The 17,303-nt window shown below is 72.2% G+C and carries 15 protein-coding genes; 6 read left to right on the top strand and 9 right to left on the bottom strand.

Annotation, left to right across the window (positions count from 1 at the left end):
- The first annotated feature begins 228 nt into the window (after positions 1-228).
- Positions 229-861, top strand: a complete 633-nt coding sequence (locus tag ACWCWD_RS23805) for a TetR/AcrR family transcriptional regulator (protein ID WP_450775356.1) — start codon at positions 229-231, stop codon at positions 859-861.
- Here the strand turns inward: ACWCWD_RS23805 and ACWCWD_RS23800 are convergent.
- Positions 848-1,762 carry an oxygenase MpaB family protein gene (locus ACWCWD_RS23800; RefSeq protein WP_450775354.1) on the bottom strand — a complete coding sequence of 305 codons (915 nt, stop codon included), beginning with the start codon at positions 1,760-1,762 and terminating at the stop codon, positions 848-850. The genes ACWCWD_RS23805 and ACWCWD_RS23800 overlap by 14 nt on opposite strands.
- Before the next feature lie 301 nt (positions 1,763-2,063).
- On the opposite strand from ACWCWD_RS23800, the gene ACWCWD_RS23795 reads away from it, so the two are divergent.
- Together ACWCWD_RS23795 and ACWCWD_RS23790 are read left to right on the top strand one after the other, a co-directional pair.
- Positions 2,064-2,945, top strand: a complete 882-nt coding sequence (locus ACWCWD_RS23795; protein ID WP_450775352.1) for an oxygenase MpaB family protein — start codon at positions 2,064-2,066, stop codon at positions 2,943-2,945.
- Positions 2,946-3,057: 112 nt separating this feature from the next.
- Positions 3,058-4,800 (top strand): BCCT family transporter, encoded by a 1,743-nt coding sequence (locus ACWCWD_RS23790; protein ID WP_450775502.1) that lies wholly within the window; start codon positions 3,058-3,060, stop codon positions 4,798-4,800.
- 135 nt (positions 4,801-4,935) lie between these two features.
- On the opposite strand, the gene ACWCWD_RS23785 is transcribed toward ACWCWD_RS23790, so the two are convergent.
- On the bottom strand, positions 4,936-5,859 hold the full coding sequence (locus tag ACWCWD_RS23785; protein WP_450775350.1) for an FAD-dependent oxidoreductase: 924 nt from the start codon (positions 5,857-5,859) through the stop codon (positions 4,936-4,938).
- A 162-nt stretch (positions 5,860-6,021) separates the two neighbouring features.
- The gene (locus tag ACWCWD_RS23780) at positions 6,022-6,600 is read right to left on the bottom strand and encodes a hypothetical protein (protein ID WP_450775348.1); all 579 of its coding nucleotides are present in this window, start codon (positions 6,598-6,600) and stop codon (positions 6,022-6,024) included.
- Between the two features lie 201 nt (positions 6,601-6,801).
- Here ACWCWD_RS23780 and ACWCWD_RS23775 point away from each other — a divergent pair, with 201 nt between their 5' ends.
- The gene (locus tag ACWCWD_RS23775) at positions 6,802-8,439 is read left to right on the top strand and encodes an ABC-F family ATP-binding cassette domain-containing protein (protein WP_450775346.1); all 1,638 of its coding nucleotides are present in this window, start codon (positions 6,802-6,804) and stop codon (positions 8,437-8,439) included.
- A gap of 96 nt (positions 8,440-8,535) precedes the next feature.
- On the opposite strand, the gene ACWCWD_RS23770 is transcribed toward ACWCWD_RS23775, so the two are convergent.
- From ACWCWD_RS23770 to ACWCWD_RS23760, 3 genes are all read right to left on the bottom strand, one after another.
- The gene (locus ACWCWD_RS23770) at positions 8,536-10,950 is read right to left on the bottom strand and encodes a Tex family protein (protein ID WP_450775344.1); all 2,415 of its coding nucleotides are present in this window, start codon (positions 10,948-10,950) and stop codon (positions 8,536-8,538) included.
- 204 nt (positions 10,951-11,154) lie between these two features.
- The gene (locus tag ACWCWD_RS23765) at positions 11,155-12,018 is read right to left on the bottom strand and encodes an SCO6745 family protein (RefSeq protein ID WP_450775342.1); all 864 of its coding nucleotides are present in this window, start codon (positions 12,016-12,018) and stop codon (positions 11,155-11,157) included.
- A gap of 77 nt (positions 12,019-12,095) precedes the next feature.
- Entirely contained in the window at positions 12,096-12,848 is a 753-nt protein-coding gene (locus ACWCWD_RS23760) for an enoyl-CoA hydratase/isomerase family protein (protein WP_450775341.1), read from the bottom strand.
- 103 nt (positions 12,849-12,951) lie between these two features.
- Between ACWCWD_RS23760 and ACWCWD_RS23755 the strand changes: the two genes are divergently transcribed.
- Together ACWCWD_RS23755 and ACWCWD_RS23750 are read left to right on the top strand one after the other, a co-directional pair.
- Complete coding sequence (locus ACWCWD_RS23755) at positions 12,952-13,578, top strand: HdeD family acid-resistance protein (RefSeq protein WP_450775339.1); 627 nt, start codon at positions 12,952-12,954, stop codon at positions 13,576-13,578.
- Between the two features lie 153 nt (positions 13,579-13,731).
- On the top strand, positions 13,732-14,187 hold the full coding sequence (locus tag ACWCWD_RS23750; protein ID WP_450775337.1) for an ATP-binding protein: 456 nt from the start codon (positions 13,732-13,734) through the stop codon (positions 14,185-14,187).
- A gap of 122 nt (positions 14,188-14,309) precedes the next feature.
- On the opposite strand, the gene idi is transcribed toward ACWCWD_RS23750, so the two are convergent.
- From idi to galE, 3 genes are all read right to left on the bottom strand, one after another.
- Positions 14,310-14,903, bottom strand: a complete 594-nt coding sequence (gene idi / locus ACWCWD_RS23745; RefSeq protein WP_450775335.1) for an isopentenyl-diphosphate Delta-isomerase — start codon at positions 14,901-14,903, stop codon at positions 14,310-14,312.
- Positions 14,904-15,052: 149 nt separating this feature from the next.
- Positions 15,053-15,985 (bottom strand): cation diffusion facilitator family transporter, encoded by a 933-nt coding sequence (locus ACWCWD_RS23740; protein WP_450775500.1) that lies wholly within the window; start codon positions 15,983-15,985, stop codon positions 15,053-15,055.
- Positions 15,986-16,125: 140 nt separating this feature from the next.
- The gene (galE, locus tag ACWCWD_RS23735; protein ID WP_450775333.1) at positions 16,126-17,121 is read right to left on the bottom strand and encodes a UDP-glucose 4-epimerase GalE; all 996 of its coding nucleotides are present in this window, start codon (positions 17,119-17,121) and stop codon (positions 16,126-16,128) included.
- Positions 17,122-17,303 lie beyond the last annotated feature (182 nt).

Below are 17,303 nucleotides of genomic sequence, written 5' to 3'. Positions count from 1 at the left end.
CACCATCGGGGGTCCGCGCGGATACCGGGGCCGTGTCGGGTCCGTACGGGCCGTGTCCTTGGCGGGCGCGTGCGGCAGGGTGCGGGTGGCGGGGCCCGTCCTGCGGCGGATTTCCGTGCGGGATTCGGCCCTTCGGTGGATACGGAGCGACGGCTCATGTCTCGCTGTAGCACAGCCGGTTAGGGTGGCGGCGAGGTGCTCGGACGGCAGCGACACGGGGGAGAGCTCATGACGGTACCGGCCGGCGGCGAGGCGCTGACGTCGAGGGCGCTCGAAAAGGCCCCGCCCTCCGACGCGTTGAGCGAGCAGATCCTCGACGCGGCCCGTGAGCAGTTCATGACCCTCGGGCTGCGCCGCTCCACCGTCGACGACGTCGCCAGGCGGGCCAAGGTCTCCCGGGTCACGGTCTACCGGCGCATCGGCAACAAGGAAGCCCTGGTCTCCGCGTGCTTGTTGCGCGAGTACCGCCGCTTCGTCGGCGAGGTGGACGAGGCGGTGGCCGCACTGCCGTCGGTGGAGGAGCGGCTCGTCGCCGGGTTCGTGGCGGTGCTCCGGCACGTTCGCGAACACCCGCTCATCGGAGGCCTGTTGAAGCTGGAGCCGGAGGTCATGCTGCCCTTCCTCACGGTGGACAGCGGCCCCGCGTTCCTCGCCATGCGCGACTTCCTGACCGACCGCCTCCATCACGCCCAGCAGCTGGAGGGCCGGCCGGAGACGGACTCGGCACCTGTCGCCGAGGTGATGGTGCGCATCACCGTCTCCTTCCTCCTCAACCCGCTGAGCTGCTTCGAACTCGACGACGACGAGCAGGTGGCGGCCTTCGCCCGTCGCTGTCTCGTCCCCCTCCTCACGGCCGCGTGAGGTCCTCGGGGGATTCCGCCGCACCCGGCACCTCGTCCGGCAGCGGTTCGATCGGGCGGTTCTGCGCCCAGTGCGGCCCCAGGTCGTCGAGCCGGTAGCCGAAGGGGTAGCTGCGCGGCCGGGGTCTGGACGGCAGCCATCCGGGCCGGGCGGGCAGCAGCCGTACGACGTGGGCGCGGACGCGCAGCGTCCGCACCGCCAGGATCTGGACCGGGCGGGGCTGTGGGGTGAACCCCAGGGCCCGCAGCAGCGGTTCGTCCAGGAGAGCCAGGAAGAACCGGGCGACCAGCGGACGCAGCGGGGACGGATACCAGGAGGCCATCGTCCGTAAAGTGGCGGTGGTGACCCGGCGGTTCGCCGGGACCGGGGCGAACATCTCGGCCTCGTACGCTTCGAGCAGTTCCTCGAACTCCGCGTACGTGGCGGGGACCGACTTGAGGCCCATCACCCGGCCCATGTTCCGCCCGACCTCGGCGAGGGCCTGTACCTCCTCCCGGCACAGCGGTCGCCAGCCGAACCGGTCGATCCAGCGCTTGGGGCCGACGACCGTGGTGGCCAGGACGTAGAGGTAGTCCTCGTTGGGTATGCGGTAGCGGCTGTGAATGCGGTTGAGGTGGCGGGCTGCGGCCCGTGCGCGCTCCGAGTCGAAGCCGTCGGCCGCCAGCTCGTAGGTGAGCAGCACCGTGTCGTCGTAGCGCTTCTGTCCGCTGCGCTCGAACTCCTGGGTGCGGTCGAGCAGTACGGAGATGCTCGGGATACCGAAGTCGCGCAGGAACGCGACGCTCACGCCCTGCCGGTAGTCCCAGGGGAACTCGTACTGGGACATCAGCCGGAGGATCTCGGCGCAGTCCCGCACCGGGTCCATCCTGCGGATCTCCCTCAGTCGGCTGTAACGGCCCATGGTGTGCACCCTCCTGCGGATGTGTGCGGTTCGCCGTGCCGACCCCGGGCCCGCTGTCCCGTAGCCGACCCTGTCAACTCCCCTGCTGCGCAAGGTGGTTGGCCGGAGAGGGGCCCTCGGAGTCAATGTTACAAATACTATTGACTTGTTTCATCGGGGCGTCAACGGGCCGAGACGAATCCGCTGCCGGACCCGCCGGTGGTGCGCCGGTGGTCCGCTCGCATACTGGAATGCGTACACGCGCGGGCACCTGTGAGCAGGCGCGGCGTCCGCCCGTCCGCCGACCGCCGGGAGCATCCGTATGAGCAGCCAGGGAACCGGGCCGACGGACCCCGTGCCGCCCCCGCCGGGCGGTGTGCTGTGGAGCCTCGCCGGTGACGTCCGGGGCCTGCTGATGCTGCCCGCCGCCCTCACCCTCCAGGTCGCCCACCCCGCCGTGGGCGCCGGCGTCGACGAGCACTCGGTCTTCCGCACCGATCCGTGGGGGCGCGGCGAACGGTCCCTGCGCTCCCTCCAGCTCTGGGTGTACGGAGGCGAGGAAGGTGTGGCGGAAGGGCGGCGGCTGCGCGCACTGCACCGCACCATCCAGGGCACCGATTCCCGGGGGCGCGGCTACCACGCCCTCACCCCGGCGAACTACGCGTGGGTGCACGCCACCGGCTTTCCGGTCTACCAGCACGCCTCGCGCTACCTCGTGCGCCCGCTCACCGACGCCCAGGAGCGGGCCCTGTACCGGGAATGGCTCCAGGTCGGCCGGGTCCTCGGCATTCACGACCGGGACATGCCCCCGACGATCGAGGAGTTCTGGCCCTACTACCGCAAGGTGCTCGCCGAGGAGCTGGAGTGCAACGCGGTCGTCGAGGAACTGGTCGCCACCGACCGGCCCGTACCGCCGCCCGATCGGGGGCCGCTGCCCCTGCGGCTGGCCGCACGCGTGCTGTGGCCGGTGATCCTGCCGCCGCTCGCCCGGTTCCGCGCCTTCCTCACGGTCGGCCTGATGCCGCCGGACGCCCGCGCCGCGATCGGCCTGGAGTGGACCCCCGCGCAGGAGAGGCGGCTGCGGCGCTTCGGCGCGGTCGTGCGCCGCGTGGTGCCGGCCCTTCCCGAGCGGATGCGGTACCTGCCCCTGGCACGCGAGGCGCGCCGCGCCGCCCGCGCGGGGCGAACGCGAACGCGAGCGTGAGCGGGCGCGGGCGGACCGCCACTGCTCGTGGGTCCCCTACCCGTCGCACCCCGTGTGGTACTGCCTACAGGGAGTGATCTCCGGACTCCCGAAAGGTGCCCAGGTGCCCCACGTGCCGCAGGACGACCCGAAGCCGGACGGCCTGCCCGTCACGGCGGACCTCCCCGAAGACCCGCGCCACGGGCAGAAAGGCGTCACCGACCGGGTGGTCTTCGGCGTCACCGCCGTTCTCACGCTCGCCTTCGTGCTCTGGGGGTCGGTCGCCACCGACTCCCTGGAGAGCGTCTCCACCGATCTGCTCGAAGGGCTCATCCACAACGGCGGCTGGGCCTTCATGCTCGCCGCGTCCGGCTTCGTGGTCTTCGCGCTGTGGCTGGCGATCAGCCGCTACGGAAGGATCTCGCTCGGCCAGGAAGGGGAGGAACCGGAGTTCCGGACCGTCTCCTGGGTCGCGATGATGTTCAGCGCCGGCATGGGCATCGGCCTGATGTTCTACGGGGTGAGCGAGCCGCTGGCCCACTTCACCGACCCGCCCCCGGGAACCCGCCCCGTCGACGAGGCGGAGGCGATGCAGACCGCGATGGCCACCACCCTCTTCCACTGGACGCTCCACCCCTGGGCGATCTACGCCGTCGTCGGGCTCGCCATCGCGTACAGCACCTACCGAAGGCGCCGCCGGCAGACGATCAGCGCCGTCTTCGAGCCGCTCATCGGGGAACGCCACTCCCGGGGCGGCTTCGGCAGGATCATCGACATCCTCGCGATCTTCGCGACCCTCTTCGGCTCGGCCGCCTCCCTCGGTCTCGGCGCGCTCCAGATCGGCAGCGGTTTCCACGAGCTGAACTGGCGGGAGAAGACCGGCACGGGCCTGCTCGTCGCCATCATCGCCGTGCTGACCGTGGCGTTCGTCGCCTCCGCCGTCTCCGGGGTGGAGAAGGGCATCCAGTGGCTCTCCAACATCAACATGGTGCTCGCCCTGATCCTCGCCGTCTTCGTGTTCGTCGCGGGCCCCACGATCATCGTGCTCGACCTGCTGCCCACCTCCATCGCCGAGTACTTCCGCGAACTGCCCCAGCTCGCCGGACGCACCGAGGCGACCGGCGAGGGCGAGGTCGCCGACTGGCTGCGCTCCTGGACGGTCTTCTACTGGGCGTGGTGGATCTCCTGGACGCCCTTCGTCGGCATGTTCATCGCCCGCATCAGCCGGGGCCGCACCATCCGGCAGTTCATCGGCGGGGTCATCCTCGTACCGAGCACCGTCAGCCTGGTCTGGTTCGCGATCTTCGGCGGCTCCGCGATCCGGCTCAAGGAAGCGGGCAAGCTCGCGGGCGCCGACACCCCGGAGGCGCAGCTCTTCGGAGTCCTCCAGCAGTTCCCGGTCGCCACCCTGATGAGCGTCCTGGTGATGATCCTCGTCGGGATCTTCTTCGTCTCCGGCGCGGACGCCGCCTCCATCGTCATGGGCACGCTCTCGCAGAAGGGCGTGCTGGAGCCGGGCAAGTGGGTGGTCGTCTTCTGGGGCGTCGTCACCGGTGCGGTGGCCGCCGTCATGCTGCTCATCGGCGACGGCGAGGGCGACGCGCTGGCCGGACTCCAGAACCTCACCATCCTGGTCGCGGCGCCCTTCACGATCGTGATGGTCGGCATGTGCGTTTCCCTCATGCGGGACCTGCGCCAGGACCCGCTCATCGTCCGTCAGGAGTTCGGCATCGAGGCGGTCGAGAGCGCGGTCGTCCAGGGCCACGCGAAGTACGACGGCGACTTCGAGATCCGGATCGGCCCCGGGAGCCAGATCACCGAGGACCACCGGCACCAGCACGAGGACCCGGGGCCCACAGGCCCGCCGACGGGGTAGTGAAGCGGGGGGCCGGTACGGGGCACGTCGCGCGGCGGTGCGGGCCGTACGGTGCGCGCGGGGCGCGTACGCGCGGCGGTACCTGGCACACCGCGCGGCTCCCCGTGCGCGCCCGGCACCGCCGCCGCGTCCGGCTCACCCCACCAGCCGTGCCGCCTCCCGTGCACAGCCCCAGGCCACCGTGACCCCGGCACCCCCGTGCCCGTAGTTGTGGACCACCCGGCCGCCGCCCGGCAGGTCCTCCGCCTCGATCCGCACCCCCGCGTCCCGCGCCGGGCGCAGCCCCACCCGGTGTCCGAGGACCCGGGCCCCCGCGATCTCGGGCCGGATCCGCGCGCACCGCGCCACGATGCCGGCGGCGATGCGCGGGTCCGGCTCCGTGGACCAGTCGTCGTCCTGCGCCGTGCCGCCCAGCACCAGCCCGTACGGCTGCGGGAACACGTACGTCGTCCAGCCCGTCGCGGGATCGGGGGCCGCGCACCACTCCGTGATCCCCGGGTTCTCCACCAGGACGAGCTGGCCCCGTACCGGACGCATCCCGCTGTCCGGGGCCAGCGCCCCCGCTCCCAGCCCCGCGCAGTCGACCACCACGGATGCCTCGGCGGCGGCCTCCCCGAACCCGCTCACCGTGCGCCGCTCGACGGTGCCGCCGGCCGCCAGCAGCCGCCGCTCCAGCCAGGCCAGGTGGTCGGGCATGCTGATCAGCGGCAGCGTCACCCGCAGCCCCTCCGCCACCTCCACCACGCCCCGCAACCCGGCCGCCCACGGGTCCAGCGCGGCCAGACGCTCGCCGAGATGGACCCCGGCCACCATCCGTACCCCGGTCTCCTCCGGAGCTTCCGCCAGCTCCTCGTGGACGGCGAGCGTCTCCAGGGCCCAGTCACCCACCGACCGCGCCGGCTCGATCCGGTACGGCCACCAGAGGGCGCCCGCCACCGCCGACGTGGTGTCCCCCGCCGCGTCCCGCGACCAGACCCGCACCCGGTGGCCCCGCTCCGCGAGCACCACCGCCGTGGTCAGCCCGCTGACTCCGCCGCCCACCACGATCACGTCCGGCATACCGCCACCCCCGTCGCTCCGCTCCCGTACCCGCAACGCTGTCACCCCGGAAGCTAACCGAGGGCCCGGCGTCCAGGACAGGGCCTGGTGGATCATTGCCGGGACACGGCGGCGATTCGGACAGCCCCGATCCGTGATGGCCCCGATCCGCGACAACCGTGGTCAGTGGCCGCCCTTCGGGGGCTCGCAGTCGGTGCCGTCGGGGTAACCGCCGAAGGCGTTCGCCGTGACGGAGTCGCGGTTCATCGTTCCTTCCACGCACCAGGGGGAGGCGTAGAGGACGATGAGGAAGCCGACCCCCGTCGGGCCGCTCCGGTACGCGTTCCCGGTGCGGTAGCCCAGGCCGTCGAGCGCGGTTCGGACGTGCTGCGGATCGAAGTCCCCGTGCCTGCGCAGCGGTTCGAGTGCGCTCTCGACCCGTCCGGTGACCGCGAGCCCGTCGCAACGGCTCTGGCCGTGGAGCGGGAACGGAACCCTGAAGCCGTGGTTCTCGGCGTAGTGGTCGGTCGGCGCGGCGGTCGCGGCCGGGGCGGCGGCCGCCGGAGATGTCGGTTCGGGGTCCTCGCCGGGGCAGAGGAAGTCCGCCGGCGCACTCGACGTCGGTACGGCGCTCGGCGTCGGAGACGTACGCGGACCGTCCTCGGAGCCGTCCGCGAGCCGCCACGTCCCGCACCCCGACACCAGCAGAATCGTCGCCACCAGCGGCAGCGCCCCGTACCCGTGCTTTCCCCATGTCGTCATCGGGCGATCCTCCTCCGTGCCGCACCGGGCTTCATGAGTCCCGGTACTCAGGCGGCACAACGGTCCGGTCACGTTCCGGCGCCGGGACGCGGGCCTCCCCGGCCCCGTCCCGGCCGCTCCCGCCACGGACGGCCCTTCCACGTCCCCGGTCCGGGCCGATTGACGGGGTGGCCGCCCGGAACGCTTAGGATCGACACCCTGATGACTGCCACTCTCGTCGCCAAGGACCTCGCCGCCGGACACGGCGACCGCACACTCTTCGCCGGGCTCGACCTCGTCGTCGCCCCCGGGGACGTGATCGGTCTCGTCGGAGTCAACGGGGCCGGAAAATCCTCCCTGCTCCGGCTGCTCGCGGGGCTCGACCGGCCCGAGGAGGGGGAGCTGCGGCTCTCGCCCCCCTCCGCCACCGTCGGCCACCTCCCGCAGGAGCCGGACCGGCGCCCCGGGGAGACCGTGCGCGAGTTCCTCGCCCGCCGTACCGGCGTCGCCGACGCCCAGGCCACCATGGACGCCGCGACCCAGGCCCTGGTGGACGGCGCGCCCGGCGCCGACGACGCGTACTCCGAGTCGCTGGAACGCTGGCTGGACCTCGGCGGCGCCGACCTGGACGAGCGGGCCGAGGAAGTCGCCGCCGACCTCGGACTCACCGTCGGTCTCGACCTGCCGATGACCGCGCTCTCCGGCGGCCAGGCCGCCCGCGCCGGGCTCGCCTCCCTGCTGCTCTCCCGGTACGACATCTTCCTGCTGGACGAGCCCACCAACGACCTCGACCTCGGCGGTCTGGAGCGCCTCGAACGCTTCGTCTCCGGTCTGCGCGCCGGGACCGTCGTCATCAGCCACGACCGCGAGTTCCTCACCCGTACGGTCACCAAGGTCCTCGAACTCGACCTCGCCCAGCAGCAGATCAACCTCTACGGCGGTGGCTACGCCTCCTACCTGGAAGAGCGGGAGCGGGCCCGGACGCACGCCCGTGAGGAGTTCGAGGAGTACGCCGACAAGAAGTCGGCCCTCGAAGGCCGTGCCCAGATGCAGCGGGGCTGGATGGACAAGGGCGTGAAGAACGCCCGGCGCAAGGCCACCGACTCGGACAAGCTGGGCCGCAAGTTCCGCAGCGAGGCCAGCGAGAAGCAGGCCGCGAAGGCCCGGCAGACCCAGCGCATGATCGAGCGCCTGGACGTCGTGGAGGAGCCGCGCAAGGAGTGGGAGCTGCGGATGGAGATCGCCACCGCGCCGCGCTCCGGCTCGGTCGTCGCGACCCTGCGCGAAGCCCGCGTCGTCCGGGGCGACTTCGCCTTCGGGCCGGTCTCGCTCCAGATCGACTGGGCCGACCGGGTCGCCATCACCGGAGCCAACGGGGCCGGCAAGTCCACCCTGCTGGCTGCGCTGTTGGGGCGGTTGTCCGTCGACTCCGGTTCTGCCGTGCTCGGTTCGGGCGTCGTGGTGGGCGAGGTCGACCAGGCGCGCAAGCTCTTCCTCGGCGAGGAGACCCTGCTGGCGGCCTTCTGCGCCGCCGTCCCGGACACCGAACCCGCCGAAGTGCGCACCCTGCTGGCCAAGTTCGGGCTGCGCGCGGACCACGTGATGCGCCCGGCGACCACCCTGTCGCCCGGCGAGCGGACCCGCGCCGCACTCGCCCTGCTCCAGGGCAAGGGCGTCAACCTGCTGGTTCTGGACGAGCCCACCAACCACCTCGACCTGCCCGCCATCGAGCAGCTGGAGTCCGCGCTCGACTCGTACAACGGCACGCTCCTGCTGGTCACGCACGACCGGCGGATGCTGGAGGCCGTCCGTACGACCCGGCGCATCGAGGTCGCGGACGGGCGGATCACGGAGCTCTGACGGGACCTCCGGAGGCCGGCCGGACTTCGGGACCCGGGGCGACACGGACGGGCCGACCCCGAGGGGGCCGGCCCGTCCGGTGCGTCCGGGGCGCCGTCAGCGCTTCCCGCCGCCCTGTCCCGGATCGGCGAGACCGGCGCGCCGCAGCGCGTCCGCCATGGCGCTGTTGGCGGGTGCGGGTGCGCCCGAGGGGCGGGCGCCGCCGCCCGCACCGCTGCCACGCCGGTCACCGCCCTGCCGGCGGCCGCCGCCGTCCGACTGGCGCTGGCGCGGGGGCCGGCCGCCCTGGCCCGGGGCCGCGTCCCGCTCGCGCCGGCCGCCGCCCTGGCCGGCCGCCGCCTCGTCGTCCAGCCGCAGCGTCAGCGAGATCCGCTTGCGCGGGACGTCGACGTCCATGACCTTGACCTTCACGATGTCCCCGGGCTTCACGACGTCACGCGGGTCCTTCACGAACGTCCTCGACATCGCCGACACGTGGACCAGGCCGTCCTGGTGGACGCCGACGTCGACGAAGGCGCCGAACGCGGCGACGTTGGTGACCACGCCCTCCAGGACCATCCCGGACTCCAGGTCGCCGATCTTCTCGACGCCCTCCTTGAAGGTCGCGGTCCGGAACGCCGGACGCGGGTCGCGGCCGGGCTTCTCCAGCTCCTTCAGGATGTCGGTCACCGTCGGCAGACCGAAGGTGTCGTCCACGAACGCGTCGGCCCGCAGCGACCGGAGCACCTCCGTGTTGCCGATGAGGGACGCGACCCCGGTGCCCGCCGTCTTCACCATCCGGCGCACCACCGGGTACGCCTCCGGGTGCACGCTCGACCCGTCCAGCGGGTCGTCCCCGTCCCGGATACGGAGGAAGCCCGCGCACTGCTCGTACGCCTTCGGGCCGAGCCGGGACACGTCCTTGAGGGCCCTGCGGGAGCGGAACGGGCCGTTGGTGTCGCGGTGCGCGACGATGTTCTCGGCGAGCCCGGAGCTGATCCCCGACACCCGTGAAAGCAGCGGCGCGGAAGCGGTGTTGACGTCCACGCCGACCCCGTTCACGCAGTCCTCGACCACCGCGTCCAGGGAGCGCGAGAGCTTCACCTCGGACAGGTCGTGCTGGTACTGGCCGACGCCGATCGACTTCGGGTCGATCTTCACCAGCTCGGCCAGCGGGTCCTGGAGGCGGCGGGCGATCGACACCGCGCCACGCAACGACACGTCCATGTCCGGGAGTTCCTGCGAGGCGAAGGCCGACGCCGAGTACACCGAGGCGCCCGCTTCCGAGACCATCACCTTGGTGAGCTTCAACTCCGGGTGCTTGTCGCAGAGTTCACCGGCGAGCTTGTCGGTCTCGCGGGACGCCGTGCCGTTGCCGATGGCGATCAGGTCCACGGAGTGCGTGCGGCAGAGCCGCTCCAGCTTCGTCAGCGACTCCTCCCACCGGTTCGCCGGGACGTGCGGGTGGATGACGTCGGTCGCCACCACCTTGCCCGTCGCGTCGACCACCGCGACCTTCACGCCCGTACGGAAACCGGGGTCGAGCCCCAGCGTCGCCCGGGTGCCCGCCGGGGCGGCGAGCAGCAGATCGCGGAGGTTGGAGGCGAAGACGCGTACCGCCTCGTCCTCCGCGGCGGTACGCAGCCGGAGCCGCAGGTCGATGCCGAGGTGCACCAGGATGCGGGTCCGCCAGGCCCAGCGGACCGTGTCCCCGAGCCACTTGTCGCCCGGCCGCCCCCGGTCCGCGATGCCGAAGCGGCGCGCGACCATGTTCTCGTACGCGGACGGCCCCGGCTCCTCCGAAGGCTCCTCCGGCTCCAGCACCAGATCGAGCACGTCCTCCTTCTCGCCCCGGAGCATGGCGAGAATCCGGTGCGAGGGCAGTGCCGTGAAGGGCTCGGTGAAGTCGAAGTAGTCGGCGAACTTCGATCCGTCCTCCTCCTTGCCCGCCCGCACCTTCGCCGCCAGCCGGCCGCGCGTCCACATCCGCTCGCGCAGCTCGCCGGTCAGGTCGGCGTCCTCGGAGAAGCGCTCGGTGAGGATCGACCGGGCGCCCTCCAGTGCCGCCGCGCCGTCCGCGACCCCCTTCTCCGCGTCCACGAACGCCGCCGCCGCGGCGAGCGGGTCGACGGACGGGTCGCCGAGCAGCCCGTCGGCCAGCGGCTCCAGACCGGCCTCGCGGGCGATCTGCGCCTTGGTCCGCCGCTTCGGCTTGAACGGCAGGTAGATGTCCTCCAGACGCGACTTGGTGTCCGCCGCCCGGATGCGGGCCTCCAGCGCCTCGTCGAGCTTGCCCTGCTCGCGGACGGATTCGAGGATCGCCGAACGGCGGTCCTCCAGCTCCCGCAGATAGCGCAGCCGCTCCTCCAGCGTGCGCAGCTGGGCGTCGTCGAGCATCTCCGTCGCTTCCTTGCGGTAGCGCGCGATGAACGGGACGGTCGACCCGCCGTCGAGCAAGGCGACGGCTGCCGCCACCTGTCGCTCACGTACGCCGAGTTCCTCGGCGATCCTGCCTTCGATGGACGTCGTCACGGTGTTACCGGCTCGCCTTCTCGTACTGGCTGTGTTGCTGGCTCTGCTGACAACCCCGCCCCGCCGTGCGGAGGGACTCCGTACCGGGGGCGGGCGTCATTCGGGGTGGTCCCCTTCGCCTGCATTGTGCCGGGTGGCCGGGGGCCGTGTCGCGCGACCTCGGCGAACCACGGGCCGGAACCCTGTGCCGGGTACCTCCGGGGCTCAGCCCCTGCCGATCAGGTCGCCGGGGAAGGCGCCTGCCGAGGCGGCGGTGAACAGGAAGCCGCGCGCCAGATCGGTCAGCCGCGCCACCCCGTCCGCGCCGAGGTGCTCGTACGGTGCCGCGTCCATCCGGTCCGTCGACTCCTCCAGCTCCGCCCGCAGCGCGGTGCCCGCCTCCGTCAGGGAGCCCTCGTCGTCCAGCAGTCCGCGCGCCCGCAGCCGGGCGGAGGCCGCGTCCCAGTCCTCGCGGTGCCAGCCCCGGGTGCCGCAGACCCAGCGCGGGGACATGCCCTTCCCGGTCGCCGTGTGGCTGACCAGCGCCTCGACCGGGTCGAGCCCCGCGGCGAGCAGCGCGGCGAGGTGGCCGTCGCCCCGGTGTTCGCGCAGCAGCGTCGCGGCGTGCCAGAGAGCGAGGTGCGGCTCGGTGGGGACCGGCAGATCGGCGTGGGCGGCGTACAGCGGCCGGGCGTGGCGGGTGCACGCCTCGGCGGCCCGCAGCGCCAGCCCGGCGGCCTCCGCCATGTCGGACGAGCCGATGACCTCCTCACCGAGCAGCCGGCGGAGGGTGGCGTCGGCGGCGCGGAGCCTGGCGTCGAGCACCGCTTCGGGGGAGGCCACCGACCACACGGCCGGCAGGTGCAGGGCCACCAGCTCGTGGTTGAAGTTGTAGAAGGTCGACGTCACCGCGCCGGCTCCCACCGCGCCGAGCGCGGCGCTGCGGGCGGCGAAGTACGCGGCCCGGGCGTCGTCGATCCCGAGCGCGCCGAGTTCGGCGGTGAGGTCGGAGGAGAAGAAGAGCGTCGAGTGCAGCGGGTTGACGGCGTTGTGGCAGCGGCGGCCGGCGCGGGGCGGCAGAGTACTCATGCGCCGTACGTTACCGACTGGTCAGTATGAAGGGAACTCCAGCAGGCGCCTCCAGGCGTGGGGCGTACCGGCCGGGCTCAGGTCGTCCAGGTGAAGCGCGGCGACCGTCGCTCCAGGAAGGCGCTCACGCCCTCCGCCGTGTCCTCGCTCGTCCGCGCCTGCGCGGCCCAGTACGCGTCCCGGTCGGTGCGGCCGGTGGCGAACTCCTTCGCCGCCGCCTGGGTCAGCTGGGACCGTGACGCGAGAACGCCGCAGAACTCCGCGACCCGGCCGGCCAGCCCCGCGGGCGGCAGCACCTCGTCGATCAGCCCGGTGCGCAGAGCCCGCTCGGTGCCGATCAGCTCCCCGGAGAAGAGGAGGTACTTCGCGGTCGCGGGGCCCACCAGACCGACGAGCCGCCGGGTCGAGGAGGACGAGTAGACGATCCCCAGCTTGGCCGGGGTGATGCCGAACCGTGCGCCCTCCTCGGCGAAGCGGAGGTCGCAGGCGGCCGCCAGCTGGCATCCTCCTCCCACGCAGTAGCCGCGTACGGCGGCGATCGTGGGCCGGGGGAACGCGGCCAGCGCCTCCTCCGCGGCCACCGTGAGCTCCGAGGTCAGCTTTCCGGGCTCCTTGAGGGAGGAGATGTCCGCCCCCGCGCAGAAGGTGTCGCCCGCGCCGGTGAGGACCAGCACCCGCACCGAGGCGTCGGCCGCCAGCCGCTCCAGCAGGACGGGCAGCTCCCGCCACATCGGGGCCGTCATGGCGTTCCGTTTCGCGGGATTGCCGATGACGACGGTCGCCACCCCGTTCGCGACGGTGTGCTCCAGCTGAGGCTCGGTGCGGTCCATGCGCAGGATGCTATCCGTCCCGTTCGCTCCTATGATCCGACCAGGGCCTTTCGTCCGGCAGGCCCCCGGGGGTGGAGTTCGTACGCGCCGCGAGGAGCTGTCGATGGCCGATTCCCGGGTCCAGCGCAGAAAGCTCAACCGCAGTTTCGCCGTGCTGGTCGTGCTCGGCATCCTGCTGGTGGCCGCGGGCATCGTCGGTCTCATCTACACCGGCGTGGCCACGCTCACCTCGATGCTGCTCTTCGGCTGGCTCCTGCTGATCGGCGGCGTGGTGGGTCTGGCGCACGCGGTCCAGTCCCGGGGCAGCAACTTCTTCTGGCTCGCCGTCGTCGTCGCGGCACTCAACATCGCGGCCGGCGTGGTCGTGATCCACGACCCGTACGGCAGCGCCGAGGCGCTCACCATGTTCGCCGCCCTGCTCTTCCTCACCGGAGGCCTGTTCCGGCTGGTCGGCTCGGTCGTGGTGCGGGGGCCGCAGTTCGGCTGGACGCTGCTGCAGGGCGCCTTCGGCCTGCTGCTGGGACTGCTGGTGCTCTTCGACTGGCCGCACAGCAGCCGGTACGTCCTCGGCCTCTTCTTCTCCCTCTCGCTGCTGTTCGACGGGCTGGGCCTGATCGCGATCGGCGTGGGCGGCCGGCAGGTGGTCGGGCTGGTCACCGAGCAGCTGGCGGCGGACGGGGACGGCGGCAGGAGAAGGCCGAATAGTGCCCCAGAAGGTGGCCAGAAGTAGTCCACATGCGACGCCGCCATACGCAGCCGGTCAAGACAAGTCGATAGGTGCCCACTTCTTGTCAGTGGCCGGTCCCGAGCTCCGAGGTTCTCGACACTCGTCAGTCAACAGAGAGTGTTCCCAGATGCGCGAACCGAGAGCGGGTGCCGGATTATGGAGAGCCGCGGGAGTGTTCCGGCCCGTCCCGTGTCGTACGAAGGGGTGTGGCGCTTCACCGCCCCCGCCGTCGACGTATCGGTTCCGCAGGCCCGGCACGCTGTGCGGGACCTGATCGGCAGGCAAGGCGTACCGGTGGAGGACGACATCCTCCAGGGGCTGCTGCTGATCGTCTCGGAGCTGGCGACCAACGCCGTCAGACACGCGGCCCTCCTCTCGCCCGAGCTGGCGGTGGAGGTGGCCATCGGCGCCGACTGGATCAGGGTCTCGGTCGAGGACAACCACCCCTACCGCCCCACCGCGCTGGAGACCGACCACGCCCAGACGGGCGGCCGGGGGCTGCTGCTGGTGAAGGAGGTCACCGCCGAGGCGGGCGGCACCTGCGACGTGGAGCACACCGCGAGCGGCGGGAAGATCATCTGGGCGGTACTCCCCCTGAGACCGCCCCTCTGACCGCACGGCTGCCGCACGGCCGGTGACGCCCGGCCGTACCGCTCGCACCGCACGGCCTCTGCCGGCCGGCCCGCGGGCTCCCCTCCGGGGGGCCCGCCCACCGTGCCGGCAGGGCCGGGCCGTCACCAGCCGGCGGAGGGGCCCGTCAGCTCACGGATCGCCGGGCGCGCCGCGTCCAGGACCGTCATGAACCACGCGGAGAACGGCCCCTCGGCGTGCCGCTCGGCCAGCTCGGCGGCGGTCACGAACACCGTCTCGCCGACCTCCTCCGGGTCGGGCTCCGGGGCGTCCTGGGCGAGGCCCACGTACAGGTGGTTGAACTCCTGCTCCACCAGGCCCGACGCGGGGTCGGGGTGGTTGTAGCGCACGGTCCCGGCCGCCGCCATCAGGGACGGCGAGATGCCCAGCTCCTCGTACGTGCGCCGGGCGGCGGCCGCGAAGGGGGCCTCACCCGGGTAGGGGTGGCCGCAGCAGGTGTTGGACCACACGCCGGGGGAGTGGTACTTGCCGAGCGCGCGGCGCTGGAGCAGCAGCCGTCCCTGCTCGTCGAAGAGGAAGACCGAGAAGGCGCGGTGCAGCCGGCCGGGCGCCTGGTGGGCGGCGAGCTTCTCCGCGGTGCCGATGGTGGTGCCGCTCTCGTCGACCAGTTCGAGCATGATCGCTTCTGCGGAGCCGTTCGACGAGCTGTGCGTCGCGGTGGCTGGTGTGGTCGGCATACCCATCCTTCGCTTTGGTTCCCGGCCTCGTGCGTCCGGACCCCTGGAGTCCGGTCAAGTCTGCCCCACAAATGCCGCTTGTCCGTACTTCGGGGCCGGGCATGTCCGCCCCCGCGCGGGCCGGGTGGGACGCGCGGGGCCCGCTGCCGTCACCGGCAGAGTCGCGCCTCGTGCGCGGCGTGGCCGCTCGGTTCCAGCTGGAAGGTGCAGTGCTCCACGTCGAAGTGGTTCCCCACGCAGCCCTGGAGGTCGTGGAGGAGCTTCTCGTGGCCGATGGAGTCCAGCATCTCCTGGTGGACGACGACGTGGGCCGAGAGGACCGGCATTCCCGAGGTGATCGTCCAGGCGTGCAGGTCGTGGACGTCCAGCACCCCGGGCAGCTCCGTGATGTGAGCCCGTACCTCGGCCATGTCCACTCCCTTGGGCGCGGACTCCAGCAGTACGTTGATCGTCTCGCGCAACAGCTTCACCGTACGGGGGACGATCATGAGACCGATCACCAGGGAGGCGATCGGGTCCGCCGCCTGCCAGCCGGTGGCCAGGATGATGCCCGCCGCGACGAGGACGGTGACCGAGCCGAGGGTGTCGGCGAGCACCTCCAGGTAGGCGCCCCGGACGTTGAGGCTGTCCTTCTGCCCGCTCATCAGCAGGCTGAGCGAGACCAGATTGGCGACCAGGCCCACGGAGGCGAAGGCGATGGCCAGGCCGCCGCGGGTGTCCGCCGGGGTGATGAAGCGGTCGACCGCCTCGTAGACGAGGAACGCGCCGACGCCCAGCAGCAGGAGACAGTTGGCCAGCGCCGCCAGGATCTCGGCGCGGGCGAACCCGAAGGTGCGGTTCGGTCCCGCCGGCCGGTTGGCGAAGTGGATGGCGAGCAGGGCCATGCCCAGCCCCAGCCCGTCGGTCGCCATGTGGGCGGCGTCCGCGATCAGGGCGAGCGAGTCGGCGAGCACGCCGCCGACGATCTCCATGACCATCACGCCGAGGGTGATGCCCAGGGCGATCCTGAGCCGCCCCAGGTACGCGGCCGACGCTGTCGCGGGTGTGCCGTGCGTGTGACCGTGGTCGTGGCCGGCCCCCATGCGCATGCCTCCAGACGGTGGTACGGCTCGGGTCGGCGGCGCCCGAGGACGCCCAGTGAACTACGGGCGGGGGGTATCGGGCAACACGGTGTTGAACACCGTTGTCGTCTGCTCTGACCTGCACAAATGTGCGAGAGTTCCTAGGCGGTGTCCTGGCGTTCACCGGCCTGCGGATGGTCCTTCAGCCAGCCCTCCCACGCCGATTCCACCATCTCGCGCGCGCCCCTGCGGGCCGACCAGCCGAGCTCCTCGGCGATCCGCGCCGCCGAGGCCACCGACTTCGCCGCGTCACCCGCACGAGGGGGGTCGACGACGGGCTCCGTGCCGTTCCCGGTGACCTCGGCCACCAGGGAGGCGAGCTCGCGGACCGAGACGCCCTCGCCGCGTCCGATGTTCACCGTCAGATCGCCCGGGGCGTCCCGGTCCGCCAGGTGGCGTGCGACCGCCAGGTGCGCGTCGGCGAGGTCGGCGACATGGATGTAGTCCCGGATGCAGGTGCCGTCCGGCGTCGGGTACGAGGCGCCGAAGATACGGGGCGCCTCGCCGCGCGTCAGCCGGTCGAAGAACATCGGGATCACGTTGAAGGCCCCGGTGTCCGCGAGAGCCGGCTCGGCGGCGCCCGCCACGTTGAAGTAGCGCAGGCAGGCCGTGGACATCCCGTGGGCGCGGCCGGTGGCGCGTACCAGCCATTCGCCGGCGAGCTTCGTCTCGCCGTACGGGCTGATCGGCGCGCAGGGGGTGGTCTCGGTGATCACCTCGGCCTCGGGCACCCCGTAGACGGCGGCCGAGGAGGAGAAGACGAAGGAGCGCACACCCGCCGCCGCGCAGGCCTCCAGCAGGACGCCGAGCCCGGCGACGTTCTCCCGGTAGTAGAGCAGCGGCTGCTCCACCGACTCGTCCACCCGCTTCTTCCCCGCGAGGTGCACCACACCGGTGACCGCGTGGTCGGCCAGCAGCCGGGCCACCAGCGCGGGGTCCGCGGACGACCCGCGGACCAGCTCGATGTCCGCCGGGAGTCGCCCGGCCACCCCCGTGGACAGGTCGTCGAGCACGACGACCTTCTCGCCGGAGGCGACCATGGCCTTCGCCACATGTGCCCCGATGTATCCCGCACCGCCTGTGATCAGCCACGTCATGCCGATCAGCCTAAAGGGTGTCCCGTCGTCCCCGGCCGGTTCCGGTCGGATGCCGCCGCGTCCGGGGGCGTGGTCGCCTCCGCGGCTCCCGCAGCCGTTCCGCACCGCGGTTTGTCGCACAGGGGCTCGATCAAGGAGGATGATCACTAAGGGGCGAACAGGGTGCAGGACCGGCCCGAACG

The sequence above is a fragment of the Streptomyces sp. NPDC001493 genome, from assembly GCF_053597235.1.
Note: the sequence above shows the minus strand (reverse complement) of the source record. Positions and strands in the feature narration are given on the sequence as shown.

Excerpts from the sequence above, each read along its gene's own strand:
- ACWCWD_RS23805 (WP_450775356.1), top strand. The coding sequence starts at position 229 with ATGACGGTACCGGCCGGCGGCGAGGCGCTGACGTCGAGGGCGCTCGAA.
- ACWCWD_RS23800 (WP_450775354.1), bottom strand. The coding sequence starts at position 1,762 with ATGGGCCGTTACAGCCGACTGAGGGAGATCCGCAGGATGGACCCGGTG.
- ACWCWD_RS23795 (WP_450775352.1), top strand. The coding sequence starts at position 2,064 with ATGAGCAGCCAGGGAACCGGGCCGACGGACCCCGTGCCGCCCCCGCCG.
- ACWCWD_RS23785 (WP_450775350.1), bottom strand. The coding sequence starts at position 5,859 with ATGCCGGACGTGATCGTGGTGGGCGGCGGAGTCAGCGGGCTGACCACG.
- ACWCWD_RS23780 (WP_450775348.1), bottom strand. The coding sequence starts at position 6,600 with ATGACGACATGGGGAAAGCACGGGTACGGGGCGCTGCCGCTGGTGGCG.
- ACWCWD_RS23775 (WP_450775346.1), top strand. The coding sequence starts at position 6,802 with ATGACTGCCACTCTCGTCGCCAAGGACCTCGCCGCCGGACACGGCGAC.
- ACWCWD_RS23765 (WP_450775342.1), bottom strand. The coding sequence starts at position 12,018 with ATGAGTACTCTGCCGCCCCGCGCCGGCCGCCGCTGCCACAACGCCGTC.
- ACWCWD_RS23760 (WP_450775341.1), bottom strand. The coding sequence starts at position 12,848 with ATGGACCGCACCGAGCCTCAGCTGGAGCACACCGTCGCGAACGGGGTG.
- ACWCWD_RS23755 (WP_450775339.1), top strand. The coding sequence starts at position 12,952 with ATGGCCGATTCCCGGGTCCAGCGCAGAAAGCTCAACCGCAGTTTCGCC.
- ACWCWD_RS23750 (WP_450775337.1), top strand. The coding sequence starts at position 13,732 with ATGGAGAGCCGCGGGAGTGTTCCGGCCCGTCCCGTGTCGTACGAAGGG.
- idi (WP_450775335.1), bottom strand. The coding sequence starts at position 14,903 with ATGCCGACCACACCAGCCACCGCGACGCACAGCTCGTCGAACGGCTCC.
- ACWCWD_RS23740 (WP_450775500.1), bottom strand. The coding sequence starts at position 15,985 with ATGGGGGCCGGCCACGACCACGGTCACACGCACGGCACACCCGCGACA.
- galE (WP_450775333.1), bottom strand. The coding sequence starts at position 17,121 with ATGACGTGGCTGATCACAGGCGGTGCGGGATACATCGGGGCACATGTG.